Origin of the sequence: Burkholderia sp. SRS-25, from assembly GCF_004343765.1 — a bacterium.
Classification (GTDB): Bacteria; Pseudomonadota; Gammaproteobacteria; order Burkholderiales; family Burkholderiaceae; genus Burkholderia; species Burkholderia contaminans.
On record NZ_PTXM01000018.1, the window covers coordinates 126,771 to 144,493 of the forward strand.

Annotated in this window: 19 protein-coding genes; 7 read left to right on the forward strand and 12 right to left on the reverse strand. The window is 68.0% G+C overall.

The window, feature by feature from the left end:
* Positions 1-28 precede the first annotated feature (28 nt).
* From C5O79_RS24935 to C5O79_RS24970, 8 genes are all read right to left on the reverse strand, one after another.
* Positions 29-1,342, reverse strand: coding sequence for a D-alanyl-D-alanine carboxypeptidase family protein (locus tag C5O79_RS24935; RefSeq protein WP_046544331.1), 1,314 nt, complete (start codon positions 1,340-1,342; stop codon positions 29-31).
* 488 nt (positions 1,343-1,830) lie between these two features.
* On the reverse strand, positions 1,831-2,475 hold the full coding sequence (locus C5O79_RS24940) for an alpha/beta hydrolase (protein WP_034198940.1): 645 nt from the start codon (positions 2,473-2,475) through the stop codon (positions 1,831-1,833).
* 13 nt (positions 2,476-2,488) lie between these two features.
* Positions 2,489-2,806 (reverse strand): ferredoxin, encoded by a 318-nt coding sequence (locus C5O79_RS24945; protein WP_011694422.1) that lies wholly within the window; start codon positions 2,804-2,806, stop codon positions 2,489-2,491.
* 186 nt (positions 2,807-2,992) lie between these two features.
* The gene (locus tag C5O79_RS24950; protein WP_046544330.1) at positions 2,993-4,144 is read right to left on the reverse strand and encodes a VanZ family protein; all 1,152 of its coding nucleotides are present in this window, start codon (positions 4,142-4,144) and stop codon (positions 2,993-2,995) included.
* A 19-nt stretch (positions 4,145-4,163) separates the two neighbouring features.
* Positions 4,164-4,787 (reverse strand): PqiC family protein, encoded by a 624-nt coding sequence (locus C5O79_RS24955; RefSeq protein ID WP_047852682.1) that lies wholly within the window; start codon positions 4,785-4,787, stop codon positions 4,164-4,166.
* Positions 4,788-4,825: 38 nt separating this feature from the next.
* Positions 4,826-5,755 carry an MlaD family protein gene (locus C5O79_RS24960; RefSeq protein ID WP_047852268.1) on the reverse strand — a complete coding sequence of 310 codons (930 nt, stop codon included), beginning with the start codon at positions 5,753-5,755 and terminating at the stop codon, positions 4,826-4,828.
* Positions 5,756-5,772: 17 nt separating this feature from the next.
* Positions 5,773-6,672, reverse strand: a complete 900-nt coding sequence (locus C5O79_RS24965; protein ID WP_046544328.1) for an ABC transporter ATP-binding protein — start codon at positions 6,670-6,672, stop codon at positions 5,773-5,775.
* Entirely contained in the window at positions 6,669-7,892 is a 1,224-nt protein-coding gene (locus C5O79_RS24970) for an ABC transporter permease (RefSeq protein ID WP_226237935.1), read from the reverse strand. Before C5O79_RS24970 ends, C5O79_RS24965 begins: the two co-directional genes overlap by 4 nt.
* A gap of 194 nt (positions 7,893-8,086) precedes the next feature.
* Between C5O79_RS24970 and C5O79_RS24975 the strand changes: the two genes are divergently transcribed.
* The 4 genes from C5O79_RS24975 to C5O79_RS38640 all read left to right on the forward strand — a co-directional run bounded on the left by C5O79_RS24975 (position 8,087) and on the right by C5O79_RS38640 (position 12,250).
* Positions 8,087-10,156 carry a bifunctional 2',3'-cyclic-nucleotide 2'-phosphodiesterase/3'-nucleotidase gene (locus C5O79_RS24975; protein ID WP_047852270.1) on the forward strand — a complete coding sequence of 690 codons (2,070 nt, stop codon included), beginning with the start codon at positions 8,087-8,089 and terminating at the stop codon, positions 10,154-10,156.
* Positions 10,157-10,164: 8 nt separating this feature from the next.
* The gene (locus tag C5O79_RS24980; RefSeq protein WP_047852271.1) at positions 10,165-11,010 is read left to right on the forward strand and encodes a tetratricopeptide repeat protein; all 846 of its coding nucleotides are present in this window, start codon (positions 10,165-10,167) and stop codon (positions 11,008-11,010) included.
* 222 nt (positions 11,011-11,232) lie between these two features.
* On the forward strand, positions 11,233-11,781 hold the full coding sequence (locus C5O79_RS24985) for a hypothetical protein (protein ID WP_047852272.1): 549 nt from the start codon (positions 11,233-11,235) through the stop codon (positions 11,779-11,781).
* Positions 11,782-11,986: 205 nt separating this feature from the next.
* Complete coding sequence (locus C5O79_RS38640) at positions 11,987-12,250, forward strand: hypothetical protein (protein WP_240687924.1); 264 nt, start codon at positions 11,987-11,989, stop codon at positions 12,248-12,250.
* Positions 12,251-12,269: 19 nt separating this feature from the next.
* Here C5O79_RS38640 and C5O79_RS24995 read toward each other — a convergent pair whose 3' ends face one another.
* The gene (locus C5O79_RS24995; protein WP_047852683.1) at positions 12,270-12,944 is read right to left on the reverse strand and encodes a M35 family metallo-endopeptidase; all 675 of its coding nucleotides are present in this window, start codon (positions 12,942-12,944) and stop codon (positions 12,270-12,272) included.
* Positions 12,931-13,485, reverse strand: a complete 555-nt coding sequence (locus C5O79_RS25000) for a hypothetical protein (RefSeq protein WP_081421227.1) — start codon at positions 13,483-13,485, stop codon at positions 12,931-12,933. The genes C5O79_RS24995 and C5O79_RS25000 overlap by 14 nt, the downstream gene beginning before the upstream one ends.
* A 490-nt stretch (positions 13,486-13,975) precedes the next feature.
* Between C5O79_RS25000 and C5O79_RS25005 the strand changes: the two genes are divergently transcribed.
* The 3 genes from C5O79_RS25005 to C5O79_RS25015 all read left to right on the forward strand — a co-directional run bounded on the left by C5O79_RS25005 (position 13,976) and on the right by C5O79_RS25015 (position 16,119).
* Complete coding sequence (locus C5O79_RS25005; protein ID WP_047852273.1) at positions 13,976-14,896, forward strand: biotin--[acetyl-CoA-carboxylase] ligase; 921 nt, start codon at positions 13,976-13,978, stop codon at positions 14,894-14,896.
* Positions 14,893-15,681 (forward strand): type III pantothenate kinase, encoded by a 789-nt coding sequence (locus C5O79_RS25010; protein WP_046544321.1) that lies wholly within the window; start codon positions 14,893-14,895, stop codon positions 15,679-15,681. The genes C5O79_RS25005 and C5O79_RS25010 overlap by 4 nt, the downstream gene beginning before the upstream one ends.
* 195 nt (positions 15,682-15,876) lie before the next feature.
* On the forward strand, positions 15,877-16,119 hold the full coding sequence (locus C5O79_RS25015) for a hypothetical protein (protein WP_046546230.1): 243 nt from the start codon (positions 15,877-15,879) through the stop codon (positions 16,117-16,119).
* Positions 16,120-16,135: 16 nt separating this feature from the next.
* Here the strand turns inward: C5O79_RS25015 and rfaE2 are convergent, their stop codons facing one another.
* On the reverse strand, positions 16,136-16,621 hold the full coding sequence (gene rfaE2 / locus C5O79_RS25020; RefSeq protein ID WP_039346335.1) for a D-glycero-beta-D-manno-heptose 1-phosphate adenylyltransferase: 486 nt from the start codon (positions 16,619-16,621) through the stop codon (positions 16,136-16,138).
* A gap of 150 nt (positions 16,622-16,771) precedes the next feature.
* A complete protein-coding gene (locus tag C5O79_RS25025) occupies positions 16,772-17,650 on the reverse strand; it encodes a diiron oxygenase (protein ID WP_011353352.1) in 879 nt (292 codons plus the stop codon).
* Between the last annotated feature and the right edge of the window lie 73 nt (positions 17,651-17,723).

Consider the following 17,723-nt stretch of genomic DNA (forward strand, 5'->3'; position numbering starts at 1 on the left):
AAGTCGTGAAAACAAAGGCCCGTCGTGCTTACTTCTTCTTGCTGAACATCAGCAGGATCGAGTCCCAGATACGCCCGAAGATACCCGCTTCCGGCACGGCCTGCAGCGCGACGACCGGGAACTCCGACAGCGTCTTGCCGTCGGCGACGATCTTCACGGTGCCGACCTGCTGGCCTTCCGCGAGCGGCGCGATCAGCGGCGCGTTGACGTCGACTTCCGTCTTGATCTTGTCGCCGAGGCCGCGCGGCACGGTCGCCCACTGGTCGCCCTTCACGCCGACCTGCACGGTGTTTTCCTTGCCCTTGTAGACGCGCGGCGTCGACATTGCCTGGCCGCCCTTGAACAGGCGCACCGAATCGAACGCGCTGTAGCCGTAGTTCAGCATCTTCATGCTGTCCTGCGTGCGGTCGTTTTCCTTCTGCTCGCCCATCATCACCGACACGAGACGGCGCTGGCCGTCCACACCCGGAATCGCGCGCTTCGCCGACGCGATCAGGCAGTAACCGGCCGCCTGCGTGTGGCCCGTCTTCAGGCCGTCGACCGTCGGGTCGAGCCACAGCAGACGGTTGCGGTTGCCCTGGCGGATGTTGTTGTACTTGAATTCCTTCTCCGAGAAGATGCCGTAGTACTGCGGAAAATCGCGGATCAGGTGCGCGGACAGCTTCGCGAGGTCGCCGGCCGTCGTGTAGTGGTTCGGGTCGGGCATGCCGTTCACGTCGGCGAAGTGCGTGCCCTTCATGCCGAGGCGCTGCGCCTCGTCGTTCATCAGCGTGACGAACTGCCCTTCGCTGCCGCCGACGAGTTCGGCCAGCGCGATCGCGGCGTCGTTGCCCGACTGGATGATCATCCCGTACACGAGGTCGTGCACCGACACCGGCTTGTTCGCCTCGATGAACATGCGCGACTCGTCGCGGCCGACGCGGCGCACGGCTTCGCTCGGCGTGACGATCTGCTCCATCGAGATCTTCTTCTTGTCGAGCGCTTCGAACACGAGGTAGGCAGTCATCAGCTTCGTCAGCGACGCGGGCTCGACGCGTTCATCGGCATTGCCCGACGCGAGCACCGTGTTGCTGGTCGCATCAACGAGCACCCACGAGCGCGCATTCACGCCCGGCGGCGGCACCGCGCCCGGCATGTAGGTCGCGGGCGCGCCGGTGAACTGCTCGGTGGCGGCCGGCGCCGCATGCGCGGCCTTGGCCTTGGCGGCCGGCTTCGCCTCGGCGACGACGATCGTCGATGCGAGCGCGACGGGCAGCATCACGCCGAGCGCGACGTTGCGCGCGGCGGTGCCGAAGGCGATGGAGGAAGCGAGGGACTTGAGGCCTTGGGGAGACAGACGCATGATCGATTCAGGCTGATGGCAGAAAGTGCGGTGCGAAACGCGCAGGGTTGAACGGCAAGGCGGCGGGCGTTTCGGGCACTCGCCCGACATCGTCGGGCGACGCGAAACGCGCCGGTTGGACTCGTGCGGACGCGTTCGGTTCGCGGCCGTCGCGAGCGGGCGGACAGGCAGCGAAACGAGCGCCGCAATGGGCCCAGCCGGGCCGCGGGCGACGCGGAATCCGGCCATTATACGTGGCCGCGCAGGGCGTTTTCGCGAACCTGGCGCCGGACAGTTGCACATCGGCACCGGGCGCGGGGTGGCGGCAAGTTGCCCGTCATCGCACGCGAAGGTGTGCGAAAGGCATGCGCAGGCGAGGTGGAAGCGGGGCGGCGCCGCACGGTGCGGCGCGACGTCGCGTGAAGAAAAGCGCGCCTCAGGCGAGGGCCGGAGGTCATGTGCAGGAAGCGACGCAGGCCGCCGGCGTCATGCCGGCACCCGCACTCTGGCTAGCGCCATGCGTCGACGATGATGCGCTTCAGCACGTGCAGCTTGCGATGCAGGAAATGCTCGGCGCCGGGGATCACGACGACCGGCAGTTCCTGCGGCCGCGCCCAGTCGTACACGGAAGCGATCGGCACCGTGTCGTCGGTTTCGCCGTGGATCACGAGCGTGTTCTCGGGCACGTCGGCCACCTGCCAGCGGCTCGCGGCCGTGCCGACGAACACCATCCGTTCGATCGTCTCGCCCGCGTCGCGCAGCCGCTTCGCCACGTGCGACAGCACGAAGGTGCCGAACGAGAAGCCCGCGAGCACGAGCGGCAGGTCGGCATATGCGGGCTGCGCGCGCATGTGCGCGAGCACCGCGAGCAGGTCGTCGGCCTCGCCGGTGCCGTTGTCGTGCACGCCTTCGGTCGCGCCGACGCCGCGGAAGTTCGACCGGAACACAACGTAGTTCAGCTGCACGAGCGTACGCGCAAGAGTTTGCGCGACCTTGTTGTCCATCGTGCCGCCGAACAGCGGATGCGGATGCGCGACGAGCGCGATGCCGCGCGGCGCGGCGCCGCTTTCGCGTACTGCGTCGGGGAGGTCGACGGCGATTTCGATCTGCCCGACCGGGCCCGCGATCAGCGACTTCTGCGTATGAACGTTCATTCGGCCGGCCCGCTCAGATCTTCAGGCGGTCGACGACCTTGCCGTCGCGCAGGTGCGACTCGACGATCTCGTCGATGTCGGCCTGGTCGACGTACGTGTACCACGTGCCTTCCGGATACACGACCATCACGGGCCCTTCCTCGCAGCGGTCGAGGCAGCCGGCCTTGTTGATGCGGACCTTGCCGGGCCCCGCGAGGCCGAGTTCCTTCACGCGCTTTTTCGCGTATTCCTGCATGGTCTGCGCGTCGCATTGCGCGCAGCTCGGGCGTTCGGCGCCCGGTTCGCGCTGGTTCAGGCAGAAGAAGACGTGGTGCTGGTAGTAGGAATCCATGATGGTGACGAGCGGCCCGGCGCGAGGCCGTGCGGAAAGAGGAGCGGTTGCCGCTGCGCGGGGCAACGGGCGTGCAGTGTTCGGTACCGATGGGTGCCGAACACTGCACTCATGCCGAAGATTATAGCGAGGGGCACGCGCCGCTGCCTGCGATACCGCCACGACCGCGGCGCCGCAGCCCTCGCGTCACCGGCGCAAGGCAGCCGGCAGCCACGCATGCTCGACGCGCTGGCCGAGCCAGATCAGCGCCGCGTACGGCCAGATCCACGCGAGCCAGCGCGCGAGGCTGTTGAAGTGCACGTAGCGGCCCTGCCGCCAGCCCGACAGCGTGAAGTCGAAGAACGGATTGACCGGCAGCAGGTTCACGAGCGCCACGCCGGCCAGCAGCGCGAGCGCCGCGAGCGTCGCACGCCCGGTCGCCGGCACGTGCAGCGCGACAAGCGCGGCCGCGAAGCCGAGCTCGATCCCGAGCCGCGCGCCGGGCGTCGCCCACACGACGACGAGGCCGGTGGCCGACTGCATGAACGTCGCGGCCGCCTTCAGCACGAGCGTCGCGGCGACGAGCGCGATCAGGAGCCGGATACGCGGCGCACGCGGCCGCATCGCGAGCGACGCGATCGTCAGTGCGGCGAACAGCATCAACCCGCCGAGCGCGGCCTCCCATGCGGAATCGGACAGCCAGCCGTCGACGCGCTCGGGCCATTCGCCCACGCGCCATGCGGCCGGCAGCCACGCAAGCAGCGCGTCCTGCATCGACGCGTCGGCGCGCTCCCACAGCGCGGCCGGCCAGTCGCCGATGCCGAACAGGAACGGCGACGGGAACAGGATCGCGAACGGCCACAGCCCGGCGAGCAGCAGCGGCGTCGCGCCGTCGTCCTCGAACCACGCGAAGCGCAGCCGGCGCAGCGCGCCGCGATCGAGCAGCGCACCGGTGGCCGGCGCGACGAGCGCGGCGCCCAGCAGCGCACCGAGCGCATTGGCCGCGAGATCGAGATTCGACGCGACGCGCGTCGGCAGGTAGGTTTGCAGCGCTTCCATCGAGCCCGACAGCAGCACGCCGAGCCCGGCCGCGATCAGCGTCGCGGCCACGCCGCGCCAGCGCGGGTGCAGCGCGAGCACGGCGAGCGCGCCGAACGGCATGTAGCCGACTACGTTCGTGACGACGTCGAATGCAGTCACGTAGCGCTGCATCGGCGCGAACAGGTAGTCGAACGGCCCGATGCCGAGCGACACCCAGCCGCCGAACGGATACAACGACGCGTAGACGACGAGCGCCGCGTAAGCGGCAAAGGCCTGCCGCGCGAGCGGCGATGCGCGAGGCGTGCCGGTCGCACTCATCGCGGCTGCGCGGCACGCGTCACGGCGTGCCCGCGTACGCCTGCATGCCGACCCACGCGGCGATCTGCGACACGAGCTGATCGCTCGCGGTCGCGAGCGCGCGAGCGCCGCCCGCCGCATCGGGCGTGCTCGACGGCGCACGTGCAACGAACGTGCGCTGGCCCAGCACCTTGCCGTCCAGCATCAGCGTCGCACGCGCGGTGACGGCGCCGTGGCTCTGCGACTGGCCGTCGAACACCTGTTCGAATTCGTTCAGGTCGACCTTGAGGGTCGGCGCGCGCACGCCGTCGGTGCCTTCGAGCACCGTGCCGCGCGACGACAGCGCGCCGCGCAGCCGCTGCGTGAGCAGCTGGGCGGGCGGCGCAGTCCAGCGGCTGTCGCGGTAGACGGCCACATGCTGCGCGTCCACATACGCGAGGCGGTAGGCGAACTTGTCGGAGTCGAGCGCGTCGGGCGCGGCGACGTCGAGCACCTTCAGCGCGGGCCCCGGGCCTGCGGACACGACCGACGTGGCCGGTCCGAGGTCGTAGCGCACATTCGACAGCACCGCGCTGTTGCCGGCGCAGCCGGCGGCGAACGACAGCGTCAGCACGGCAAGCGCGGCCGCGGCGGGACGCAGCGCGCGGTCAAGGATTCGTGGCATGGCGTGTTCCTGCATGATGTTTCCGGTTTCGATGGGTGTCACTGCCCGGCCGCCGCACCCGGCCAGACGAAGCCGGGCTCGCCGGGCCCCGGCGCCGCGCCGGGCGAACCGAACAACAGACTGCGCGGATTGCGGCCAAGTTCACCGGCCACGTCCTTCAATTGCCGCGATGCGTCGCCGACGTTGCCGGCGAGCGCGTTGAAACGCGGCAGCGTGTCGTACTGCACGCGCGCGTTGAGATCGTTCAGCGCGATACCGACCTGCTCCGCGGCCGTGCCGGCCTTGTCCAGGTTCGACACGAGCGGCCCGTTCGGCTGCAGCAGCGTGTTCGCCGACGCCATTGCGCGGTTCACCTCGTGCATCGTCTCCGGCAACGCGGTGACCGCCGGGCCGAGCTGCTTCGTCAGCGTGGCGGCGCCATCGGCCGCGTGCTGCAGGCTCTCGGCGGTCGCGCGCAACTGCTCGCGCATCTCGGGCGACATCAGCGCATTCGCGCTCTTCGCGGCCAGTTCGAGCTGCCGCAGCAGCACGTCGCCGCGCTCCTGGATCTGGTCGAACAGGCTCGGGCGCATCGGGATCTGCGCGATCGCCTTCGCCGACGACGGCAGCGGCGCGAGATCGCGGCCCGTGTCCTCGAGCTGCACGAACGCGATGCCCGTCACGCCCTGGAAGCCGAGGCTGCCGTAGGTCGACTGCGTGATCGGCGCATCGTGGTCGACGAGGATCCGGATCCGGATCTGGCCCGGGTGCGCGCGATCGAAGCCGATCGACTGCACCTTGCCGACGTCGAGGCCGCGAAAGCGCACGGCCGCGTCCGGGAACAGCCCCGTCACGTTGGTCCGCGCGAGCAGGTCGTACGGCACGCGCACGGTGCGGTCGACGTTGAACCAGAACACGGTGCCCGCGATCGCGAGCGTCAGCGCGATCGTGAACAGGCCGGCCCAGAACGCATGTGATTTGTTTTCCATTCGCGGATTCCTTGCTCCTACAGCTCGACGCTCGACAGCGCCGGTTCGAGGGCCGCCTTCGGCAGCTTCGCGCGCCGCTCGGGCGGCAGCGCCTGCAATGCGCGGCGCCCGCGCAGCCCCAGGAAATATTCGTGGATGAACGGATGGTCGACGTTCGCGGCCTCCTCGACCGGCGCGGCGACCAGCACCTTGCGGTCGGCCAGCACCGCGACGCGCGTCGACAGCGCGACCATCGTGTCGAGATCGTGCGTCACCATCACGACGGTCAGCCCGAGCGTGCGGTGCAGCGTCGCGATCAGCTCGACGAATTCGTCCGACGCCTGCGGATCGAGGCCGGCCGTCGGCTCGTCGAGGAACAGCAGCTCGGGCTCGAGCGCGATCGCGCGCGCGATGCCCACCCGCTTGACCATCCCACCCGACAGCGCGGCCGGCATCTTCGATGCGTGCTTGCACGGCAGCCCGACCATCTCGAGCTTCAGCATCACGATGTCGTGCAGCAGGTCCGGCGGCACGCGGCCGAGCTCGCGCAGCGGCTGCGCGACGTTGTCGAACACCGTCATCGACGAGAACAGCGCGCCCTGCTGGAACAGCATCCCGGAGCGCGTGCGCATCATCCGCGCGCTCGCGTCGTCGATCGTCGCCGTGTCCTCGCCGAACACCTTGATCGTGCCCGACGTCGGCCGCTCGAGGCCGAGGATCTGCCGCACGAGGGTGGTCTTGCCGGAGCCCGAGCCGCCGACGATCGCCACGATCTCGCCGCGCCGCACGTCGAAGTCGAGCTTCTGGTGAATGATGTTGCGCCCGTAGCGCTTGGTCAGGTTGCGCACCTCGATCACGAGGTCGTCGGCATCGGCCGCCGCAGCCGACCCGGCGCCGATGGCCGCGGCGTGCGCGGTCGTTTCGTTCGAAGCGTTCATCCGAGCCCCACGTTCTGGAACAGGATCGCGAACACCGCGTCGGCAAGGATCACGACCGTGATCGACGACACGACCGACGTGGTCGTGCCTTCGCCGAGGCTCTGCGAGTTCGCCTTGATGCGGAAGCCGAAATGGCAGGCGACCAGCGCGATCAGCATGCCGAACACGACGCCCTTGCCGACCCCGATGTACAGGTTCGCGATCGGCACGACGCCGGGCAGCGAGCGCACGAAATAGTTGACGTCGATGCCGAGTACGAGCTTCGCGGCGAGCGCGCCGCCCGTCAGCGCGATGATGTTGGTCCACATCACGAGCAGCGGCATTGCAATGCCGAGCGCGAACACGCGCGGCAGGATCAGCCGCAACCCGTGCGGGATGCCCATCACGCGCATCGCGTCGAGCTCCTCGGTCACGCGCATCACGCCGATCTGCGCGGTAATCGCCGAGCCCGAGCGGCCCGCGACGAGAATCGCCGACAGCACCGGGCCGAGCTCGCGGATCACCGACAGCCCGAGGATGTTCACGATGTAGCGGTTCGCGCCGAACATCTGCAGCTGCTGCGCGGACAGGTAGCTGAGCACGATGCCGATCAGGAACGCGACGAGCGCGGTGATCGGCAGCGCCTGCGCGCCGGCGCTGTAGATGTTCGCCGAGGTTTCCTTCCACGGCATCGTCTTCGGGTGACGCAGCACCGACAGCGCATCGAGGATCACGAGGCCGAACATCGCGATGCCGCCCTGCAGGTGTTCGCCGAACCCGAAGATCGCCTGGCCGAGCCGCGTGACGGGATCGAACCGCACGATGCGCTCGGGCGCCTCGCGCTGGCTGTCGAGCCGCTCGATGCGCTCGAAGATCGTGCGCTGCGTGGCGCTCAGCGCGACGCCGGCCGGCAGCTTGCGGCCCCACACGCGCCACAGCGCCTGGCCGCCGACGTGGTCGAGCCGCTCGATGCCGGACAGATCCCATTCGCTCACGCGCCCGGACGCGATGCTCGCGATACGGCGCGCCACCGCGCCGCGATTGCGTGCAAGCGCGAGCGCGGTCCACTGGCCGGTCAGGCGCACCGTCTGGCCCTGGCCGCCGGCGTCGACCGACAGGCCGGGAGGAGTCTCGAAGTCCAAGGGCGGGTTGTTTGCAAAAAGGTGACAGCGGCCATTGTAGCGAACCGTCCGACGACGCGACGTGAGGATTTCGGTGGTGCGCCCGGCCGGGGGAGCCAGGCCGGGAACGCCGGCCCCGGGGGATGCGTGAGAGCCGACGCCGCCGGCCCGTTGCCGGCTTCATCACCTTTCATTCTTCCGTCACGATTCCTTTCGATACTCTCACGCGCCGCACCTCAGGCCGTCGGCGCCCCGCGCCGCCATGCGTTGCGACTCTCGCATTCCATAAAACAGAACACCGAACAGGACAACCGATGCGTCTCCCCCTGCCTTCCCGCCGTCGCGTGCCGGCCATCGCCGCGCTCGCCAGCCTCGCCTTCATCCTCGCCGCCTGTGGCGGCGACGACGTCACGTCGCCGCCCTCGACGCCGCCGGCGGCCCAGGCGCCCGTCGGCACGACGGCCACGCTCGCCCTGCTCGAGACGACCGATCTGCACACCAACGTGCTGTCGTATGACTATTTCAAGCTCGCCGCCGACAACTCGCTCGGCTTCGAGCGCGTGTCGACGCTGATCGCGCAAGCGCGTGCGCAGTATCCGAACACGCTGCTGCTCGACAACGGCGACACGATCCAGGGCACCGCGCTGTCGGACTACCAGGCGCTCGTGAAGCCGGTCGGCTGCGACCAGACGCTCGCGATCTACAAGGTGATGAACGCGGCGAAATTCGACGGCGGCGGGATCGGCAATCACGAATTCAACTACGGGCTGCCGTACCTGTCGCAGGTGACCGGCAACACGTTCGAGGTCGACGGCCTGCCGGCGCCGGCCCAGCAGAAGAAGTGCGCGGGCCCGAACTTCCCGCAGGTGCTCGCGAACGTGATCAGCGCGAAGACCAACGCGCCACTGTTCACGCCGTACACGATCCTGACCCGCACCGTGACCGCGACGACGCCGGACGGCAAGACGGTCAGCGCGCCCGTGAAGATCGGCATCATCGGCTTCACGCCGCCCGCGATCATGAGCTGGGACAAGCGCTGGCTCGACGGCAAGGTCTACACGACCGGCCTGAAGGAAGCCGCCGAGAAGTACATTCCGGAGATGCGCGCGAAGGGCGCCGATCTCGTCGTCGCGATCTCGCACGGCGGCCTCGACAATTCCGCGTATTCGCCGACGATGGAGAACGGCAGCTGGTGGCTGTCGAAGGTGACCGGCATCGACGCGATGCTGATCGGCCACTCGCACCAGGTGTTCCCGGACGCGAACAGCACCGTGTCGCAGTTCAACCTGCCGGGCGTCGACAAGGTCAAGGGCACCGTCAACGGCGTGCCGACCGTGATGGCCAACTACTGGGGCAAGCACCTCGGCGTGATCAAGCTCGGCCTGAAGTTCGACGGCAAGACGTGGAGCGTCGACAAGTCGCTGACGACCGTCGAGGCGCGACCGATCCAGAACGCCGACAAGAGCTACGTCGCGGCCGACCCGTCGGTCTCCGCCGCGATCGCCGCCGAGCACCAGGCGACGATCGACTACGTGAAGACGCCGATCGGCTCGACCGACTACCGGATGAACTCGTACTTCGCCGATGTCGGCGACCCGGGCGCGATCCAGATCGTCAACGAGGCGCAGGCGGACTACGTGAAGACCTACGTGCAGGCGAACCTGCCGCAATACGCGTCGCTGCCGGTGCTGTCGGTCAGCGCGCCGTTCAAGAGCGGCTTCGGCGGCGGCACCGACTACACCGACGTCGCGCCGGGCGCACTCGCGATCAACAACGCGGCCGACCTGTACCTGTACCCGAACACCGTGTACGCGGTGAAGGTGAGCGGCGCCGACGTGAAGAACTGGCTCGAAACGGCCGCGAAGCGCTTCAACCGCATCGACCCGACCAAGGCGACCGTGCAGCCGCTCGTCAGCACGTTCCCCGGCTACAACTTCGACATGTTCACGTCGGCCGATCTCGCGTACGAAATCGACGTCACGCAGCCGGTCGGCAGCCGGATCAAGAACCTGACGTACAAGGGCGCGGCGATCGACCCGAACGCGCAGTTCATCGTCGCGACCAACAACTACCGCGCGAGCGGCGGCGGCAACTTCCCGGGCCTCGACGGCAGCAAGACGATCTTCGCGTCGCCCGACGCGAACCGCGACGTGCTGATCGCGTTCGTCAAGAAGCGCGGCGCAATCACGCGCGTGGCCGACGGCGCACAGCGCAGCTGGCGCTTCACGAAGCTCGCGAGCTCGGTCGCGCACGTGCAGTTCGCATCCGCGCCGAACCGCCTCGGCGACGCGGCGGCGGCCGGCCTGACCGGCATCACGCAGGTCGCGGCCGACGACGGCTCGGGCAAGAACCTCGCCACCTACGAAATCGACCTCACGCAATGAGACCCGCGATGCAACCGATCCGGACGATGCGGCCGGCCGAAACCGGCCTCGCCGCCGCCGCGCGGCGCCTGCTGCGCGCGAAACTCCCGCCGGCCGCGCTGCTCGCGGCGGCGGCCGTGACCGTCGCGGCCGTCGTCGCGGCGACCGGCCTGCGCGGCGCCGGCCCCGCGCCGAGCGCCGCGCAGCTCGACGAGTGGCAGGCGATGGTCACGCAGGCCACCGAGCCGCACGCGCTCGCGCAGTTGCGCACGCTGGCGCGCCGCGGCTCGGGCGACGCGCAGGCGGCGCTCGGCATTGCGCTCGTCGACGCGCGCGAACCGGGCCTGCGCGACGAGGGGCGCGGCTGGCTGGAAACGGCTGCGGCGGCAAACAGCAAGGCCGACGCGCCGGCCGCCCGGCGTGCGCAGCTCGCGCTCGGCAAGGCGTTGCTGCTCGGCAGCAGCGACATGCCGAAGGACTACGCACGCGCCCGCACGCTGCTCGGCGAAGCGGCCGCGCAGGGCGACCCGGCCGCCGCGTATTACCTCGGGCTGATCTATCGCAGCGGTTACGGCGTCGCCGCCGATCCCGTGCAGGCCGCGCACTGGTTCGACGTCGCGTCGCGCGCGGACATCCCGGCCGCGGACTTCATGCTCGCGAACGCGTACCGAGAAGGCAGCGGCGTGCCGCGCGACGAGGCGCGCGCGCTGGCGCTGTATCGCCGCGCCGCCGAGCACGAGCTGCCGGAAGCCGTGCAGACGCTCGCGATGGCCTATCGCAACGGCGAGCTCGGGCTCAAGCCCAACGCGGACGAGTTCCATGCGCAGTGGATCGAGACCGCGCACGCGCTGAAGCACCCGGTCGTCGCGCCTTGACGGTACTTTCGCACGCACGCGCACGAACCGGCATTTCACCGGCTGCATGACGCGCATGCCCCGACGCCCCGCGCATCGATCACCCGGCAACGGAATCGATCGCGGGGCGCGGGCCCGCGCGCCGGTTGCATTGCCGCCATCGGGCCGCTCCATGCCGGTCGTTCGGCGCGCGGCAATGCATTAACATGCAGCCTCACAATAAAACCTGAGAGAACTGCGTCCATGTCCCATCGCCTTTCCTGGCGTGGTGCCGCTGCCGTCGGCGCCGTCGCCGTTACCATCGCCGCCGCCCCGCTCACCGCACTCGCCGCGCCGCCCGCCCAGCCCGACATCTTCGACGCCGCGCTTTGCAAGCCGCCGTTCACGTCGGACCTGATGGACTCGATCTACAACACCGCCAAGGCAGCCGATCCGAAACCGGACGAGTCGATGCTGGGCGCTGCGGTCTATCGCCTGCCGGAGCCGATCCACCGCGATGGCTTCACGACGCAGCAGGTCGTGTTCGTCAGTACCGGGATCGGCGTGCTCGTGGACGGCGAGGTCGCCGACCAGCTCGCGAAGCGCTACCAGCTCACCCTCGAGAAGGGCAACCTGCTGGGCGCGTCGTCCGTCGGCTATTCGCGCCGGCTGACGGTCCGCGGCCCCGGCGGTGCGCTGATCCTCGTGTCGGCCCGCCAGGGCCCGGCGCTGAAGGGCAAGACGCTGCTGGCGTGCGAAATGACGTCCGAGGAGGACATCAAGGCGCTGGAGCGGATTGAGATGCGGCGCTAAGGAGGTGGAGCGCTGGCGCGACGCAACGCCACTGCGGGGATATCTCGCATGCGAATACCTTGCGTCGTTACTTCTGCTCCGGCAGGACCGTACCGCACGGATTCTCGCAACCTTCCGATGAACACGCTGGAATGAACTCTATTTCTATCTGATTGCGTTTACTCGACGGAACAACGGAGTTGCTTCGCCAGATTTTAGAGTCCATGTGAATCCGATCTTTTGCTACGCCGAGATCGAGCAGATACGCTCGGACAGCATTCGCCCGAGTACGGGCGATCGAAATTGCGTCGCGCTCATGCTCGTCGGCATATCCGTAGATCACGACGGGACCATTGTTGGCCGCACTGTTCCGAACGGTCACCAACAAGCTGGCGAGCGCAATCCGGTCAGCATTCGAAATGGCCACGACGCCGAGGTCGAGCTTACTTGCGTATTGCAAGGAAAAGCTGCAAGCAAACACGACGCTTGAAGCACAAAGCCCCACAAGGCTAATCGATGCACAAGATATACCACGCAATATTGTCCGCATTCCTGATCGCCATTGTCGGGACCTCTTTGGCGAGCCGCCTGCTGAGAAATTGTCCATAGGTGTTCTTGTAGTCAATCGCTCCGAATGTATCCCGAAAATGCACACACTCGTGAACAATGGTCAGTTGCATCGAGGAAAACGTACCCGCACTCGTATCCGGAAGCTCACAGAACTTCGGGGAAATCGATATCGTGTGCGTGGCGGTATCGGGGCCGCAAACGTGCGCAACTTCGCCGTCTAGATTTTTGGTATTTGGCGTACAGCCGAGAGCCCGATCAAGGTCGGGATCGGAGCGAACGAAATTCCTTGCCGTCAATCCGTTCATGACGGTGATCAACGCCGCCAATCCGTTCGTCAGCGCACCGCGAGTGGGCTCGTCGGCGACCCCGAACCACTCTCTGACTCTCGCCCGCGCAGGCTCTCTCCAGACATCGAGTTCGTCGACTCTCTGCGTGATTATTTTTACGGCATCGTCGCGCAACGTCAGGACTTTCTTCCGAAATTCCGCGTCCGTCATGTTTTTGCAGATTGGCGGCCCGTCGACTGCCAATAAAAGCTCGATCTTCGAACCATGCGTCGTATTCGTCATGGCTGAGTCATGCACAGTCACGTATTCGTAGTCATCGTGCGGCATGGCCATGCTCCACTATTTCAATTCTCAATTTTTCCGCGTAGCGCGTTGCTACGCGCTGTGTGTGCCCGGCACTATCAGTCATACCGCTGAAGACACGTCCGGAACTGGTATGTATTCGATACGGCACACCTACCAAAGGCTGCCCCGTTTTCTCGTTTTTCAATACATACTGCTCGTCGCATTCCGCACCACCGACGGGCAGGTGAGAATGTTCGTCTCCCAGCCCTTTCCGCTCGGTGGACCCGTCCCCGACCCGCATCTTCATGCCCCGTTCGGCATAGAACACAAGCGGCGGACTGCACCCACATGCATTGATATCCCCGCTCAGCGCCCATCCCTGACCATTCGGTGCCCTGCCGGGCAAGCGGGGGCCTTTCGGCGCGACAAACCCCACCTGCTTGCAAGCCGTGCAGTAGGTCTTCATATAGAGCGTGGCGATCTGCACCCGCGGCGGTGGATTGGAACACGTGACGCATTCCAGTCCTTCAGTGATCGTCGCGCTGCCGCCCCGGTCGCCCTTGGCGAGGAAATAGCGGATCATGCGGCGCCGCCTCGGCTCATCGCGCCCGAGCAACGCTCATCCGCGAAAGTACCGGGCGACGCCCATTCGACATACGTCAGCCTGCCAGCGGCATACCGGCCGCCGCTAGCCATCCACCGGCCGACGCCAACCAACGAAGGCCCGCGTAACCATTTCTCGCCACCATTCATCCGGACTCCCTCTCGTCGCTATCCGCGCAAATCTCCTCGCACCAAAATGCACGGTCGACACAAAGAAATCCATCATACGAATTCGAAATACCGATCAATCGATATCGGTCGACGACGTTTCGTCGATCGATCAATCGGAATGTCGGAGCTACGGTGATTCCAGCTCATATGCACTCGACTACCCGAATGCAACTTCTCTCGATTCGGCACGAACACATTCGCGCGAAGCATCGCGCATCCATCGGCCCCTGCCGCCCGAGGAAATGACCGTCGCCCCGCTTGCCGACGCGCCATCGCCCCCTGTCGCTACAATAGGCGCCATGAACGCCCCCACCTCCTCCGACACGCCCGATTCCGGCGACGCGCACATCGCGCGCAACCGGCTCGAGGCGCACCTGGACGCCGCGCCGCGTGCGTGGCCGCTCGACATCGTCGCCGCCACCGGCTCGACCAACGCCGACGTCGCGACCCGGCTCAAGGCGCTGCCGCGCAAGGCGAACGCGCTGCCCGCGCCGCTCGTGCGCGTCGCGTTCGAGCAGACGGCCGGCCGCGGCCGGCAGGGCCGCCCGTGGTTCGCGCAGCCCGGCAATGCGCTGCTGTGCTCGGTCGGCTGCATCGTGCCGCGCCCCGTCGAAGCACTCGGCGGCCTCAGCATCGCGATCGGCGTTGCGCTCGCCGAAGGACTGGCCGCGTTGCCGCTCGACGCCCATACTCGCGTCGCGCTCAAGTGGCCGAACGACCTGCTGCTGACCGCCACCGACAACGGCACGCCACGCATCGTCGGCAAGCTCGCCGGGATCCTGATCGAGACCGCTTGGACCACCGCCGACGCCACCGCCGTCGTGATCGGCTTCGGCATCAACGTGCGCGGCGCGGAGGCCGTCGCCGCGCAGGTCGACGCGCTGCGTGCGCGCGAAGCGACGCTCGCGAGCGGGCTGCCGCCCGCCGCGCTGTCGATCGCGTGCGCATCGGCCAACCTGACCGATACGCTCGCCGCGTCGCTGAACGCGCTCACGCCGGCGCTCGCGCAGTTCGGCGCCGAAGGGCTCGCGCCGTTCCTGCCGCGCTGGCACGCGCTGCACGCGTATGCGGGGTGCGAAGTCGTCCTGCTCGAACAGGGTGTCGAACGCGTGCGCGGCGTCGCGACGGGCATCGACGCGACCGGCCAGCTGCTGCTCGATACGCCGGACGGCGTGCAGGCGATCGCCGCCGGCGACGTGTCGCTGCGCGAAGCGCAATGAACGAGCCGCACCTGCTGATCGACGCCGGCAACAGCCGGATCAAGTGGGCGCTCGCGGATGTGCAGCGCACGCTCGTCGAGACGGGCGCGTTCGGCCATACACGCGACGGCGGCGCCGATCCGGACTGGTCGACGCTGCCGCGTCCGCGCGGCGCGTGGATCTCGAACGTCGCGGGCGCCGACGTGGCCGCTCGGCTCGACACGCTGCTCGATGCATGCTGGCCGGGCCTGCCACGCACGACGATACGTTCGCGTCAGACGCAATGCGGCGTAACGAACGGCTATACGACGCCCGAGCAGCTCGGCAGCGACCGCTGGGCCGGCCTGATCGGCGCGCACGCGGCGTTTCCGGGCGAGCACCTGCTGATCGCGACGTTCGGCACCGCGACGACGCTCGAGGCGCTGCGCGCGGACGGCCGCTTCACGGGTGGGCTGATCGCACCGGGCTGGGCGCTGATGATGCGCGCGCTCGGCACGCACACCGCGCAGTTGCCGACGCTGACCACCGACATCGCGAGCGGCCTGCTCGCGGGTGCGCAGGCCGAACCGTTCCAGGTCGACACGCCGCGCTCGCTGTCGGCCGGTTGCCTGTACGCGCAGGCCGGGCTGATCGAACGCGCGTGGCGCGATCTCGCGGATGCATGGCAGGCGCCCGTGCGGCTCGTGCTGGCCGGCGGCGCGGCGGACGACGTCGCGCGAGCGCTGACGCTCCCGCATACGCGGCACGATGCGCTGATCCTGTCCGGGCTCGCGCTGATCGCCGCGGAAGCGGCGGCCCAGGCGTGACGGAAAGGCGCCGGCATCGCGCCGGCGCACGGCAACATGCGCCCGTTCGGGCCTGCGTCACGATGACGGTGGAGACGGGCCGCGCCATGACGGCAGCTCGCACGCGCGGTCAACGGGACGCATGAAATAGCCGGCGATGCGGCCGGCCCGATTGAATGACGTGAACCACTTCAATGACGACGAGGAGTGTCGACGATGCTGCGCTGGCTGATCGCTGTTCTCTTTCTCGCCAACATGCTTGCGTTCGTGGTGGTGCGCGGCGTGTTCGGGCCGCTGCCGGCGGCCGGCCCGCGCGAACCCGGCGTGCTGGCGCGGCAGGTGCGGCCCGAGGCGCTGCGCGTGACGCCGCTCGCGCAGGCCACCGACCAGCCCGTCATCGGCGGCCCGATCGCGCCGCCGGGCGTCACCGCCGAGCCGCTCGCAGCATCCGCGCCCTGACGGCGCCGGGTCGCGCTCAGGACTGCTGCGCGCGCACCTTCTTCAGCAACGCGGTGGTCGAGCGATCGTGCTCGAACGGAATCGCCAGCGCCCGGCCACCCCAGCCACGCACCAGCGCCGATTCCGGCAACGCATCCATGTCGTAGTCGCCGCCCTTCACGAGAATGTCCGGCCGGACGGCCTCGATCAGCGACACGGGCGTCTTTTCCTCGAACGTCACGACCCAGTCGACGCTTTCCAGCGCCGCGAGGAGCGCCGCGCGGTCTTCCTCGCGATTGATCGGCCGGTCGTCGCCCTTGCCGAGCATGCGCACCGACGCGTCGCTGTTCACGCCGACGATCAGGCATGCGCCGAGCGCTTTCGCGTCGGCGAGATACGTGACGTGGCCGCGATGCAGGATGTCGAACACGCCGTTGGTGAACACGACGGGCGACGGCAGCGTGGCGCGCAGGGCGACGAGGGCATCACGGGTGATCAGCTTGCGTTCGAAGGTGGCGGACATGATGGAAGTCGGACGGAATGGGCAACGGCGCACGCGGCGGCGGCGCCAGATAAAAAGCCCGCCGGACTGACCGGGCGGGCTTCATGCAACGGTTACGACATCGCGCGACGCGGCCGGCGCGATTCACGCCGGGTGCGGCGCCAACCGGCCTCAGGCCGGCTGCGCGGCCGACGACGGGCCGCTTTCGGCCTGCAGGCGGCCGGTGACTTCCTTGCGGTAGCGGTTCAGTTCCTGTGCGGTCGCGAACGTGCGCTCGAACAGGATCGACAGGTTGTGCAGGATCCGCTCGACGACCTTCTTTTCCCACTCGCCGTCGAAACGGATCTGCTCGTCGAGCCAGCGCTCGAGCCATTCCGGATCGGGCAGGCGCGACTGCACGGTGTCGCGCGGGAACAGCGCCTGGTTCACGTGCAGGTTGGTCGGGTGCAGCGGCTTCTCGGTGCGGCGCGCCGACGCCATCAGCACGCCGATCTTCGCGAACGCGGCACGTGCGACGTCGCCGCAGTTGTTCAGCGCCTTCTTCATGTAGCGCAGGTACGCGCCGCCGTGGCGTGCTTCATCGCGCGAGATCGTTTCGTAGATCTGCTTGATGACCGGCTCGGTGTGCCAGTCGGCCGCGCAACGGTACCAGTGGTTCAGGCGGATCTCGCCGCAGAAGTGCAGCATCAGCGTCTCGAGCGGCGGCGCCGGGTCGAACTGGAAGCGCACCGCGTGCAGCTCCTCTTCGGTCGGCACCATTTCCGGCTTGAAGCGGCGCAGGTATTCCATCAGCACGAGCGAATGCTTCTGCTCTTCGAAGAACCACACGCTCATGAACGCGGAAAAGTCGCTGTCGTGCTGGTTGTCGCGCAGGAACATTTCCGTCGCGGGCAGCGCCGACCATTCGGTGATCGCGTTCATCTTGATCGTCTTCGCCTGCTCGTCGGTGAGCAGCGAAGCGTCGAACTTGTCCCACGGAATGTCCTTCTCCATGTCCCAGCGGACGGCTTCGAGCGATCGGTAAAGTTCCGGATAAAGCATCGTGTTCATGATGGTCCCACCCCTGTTCTGCGCAATGCGACTTCTCTAAACGTGACTGTTGCCGCGCAAGCACGCCCGAGCG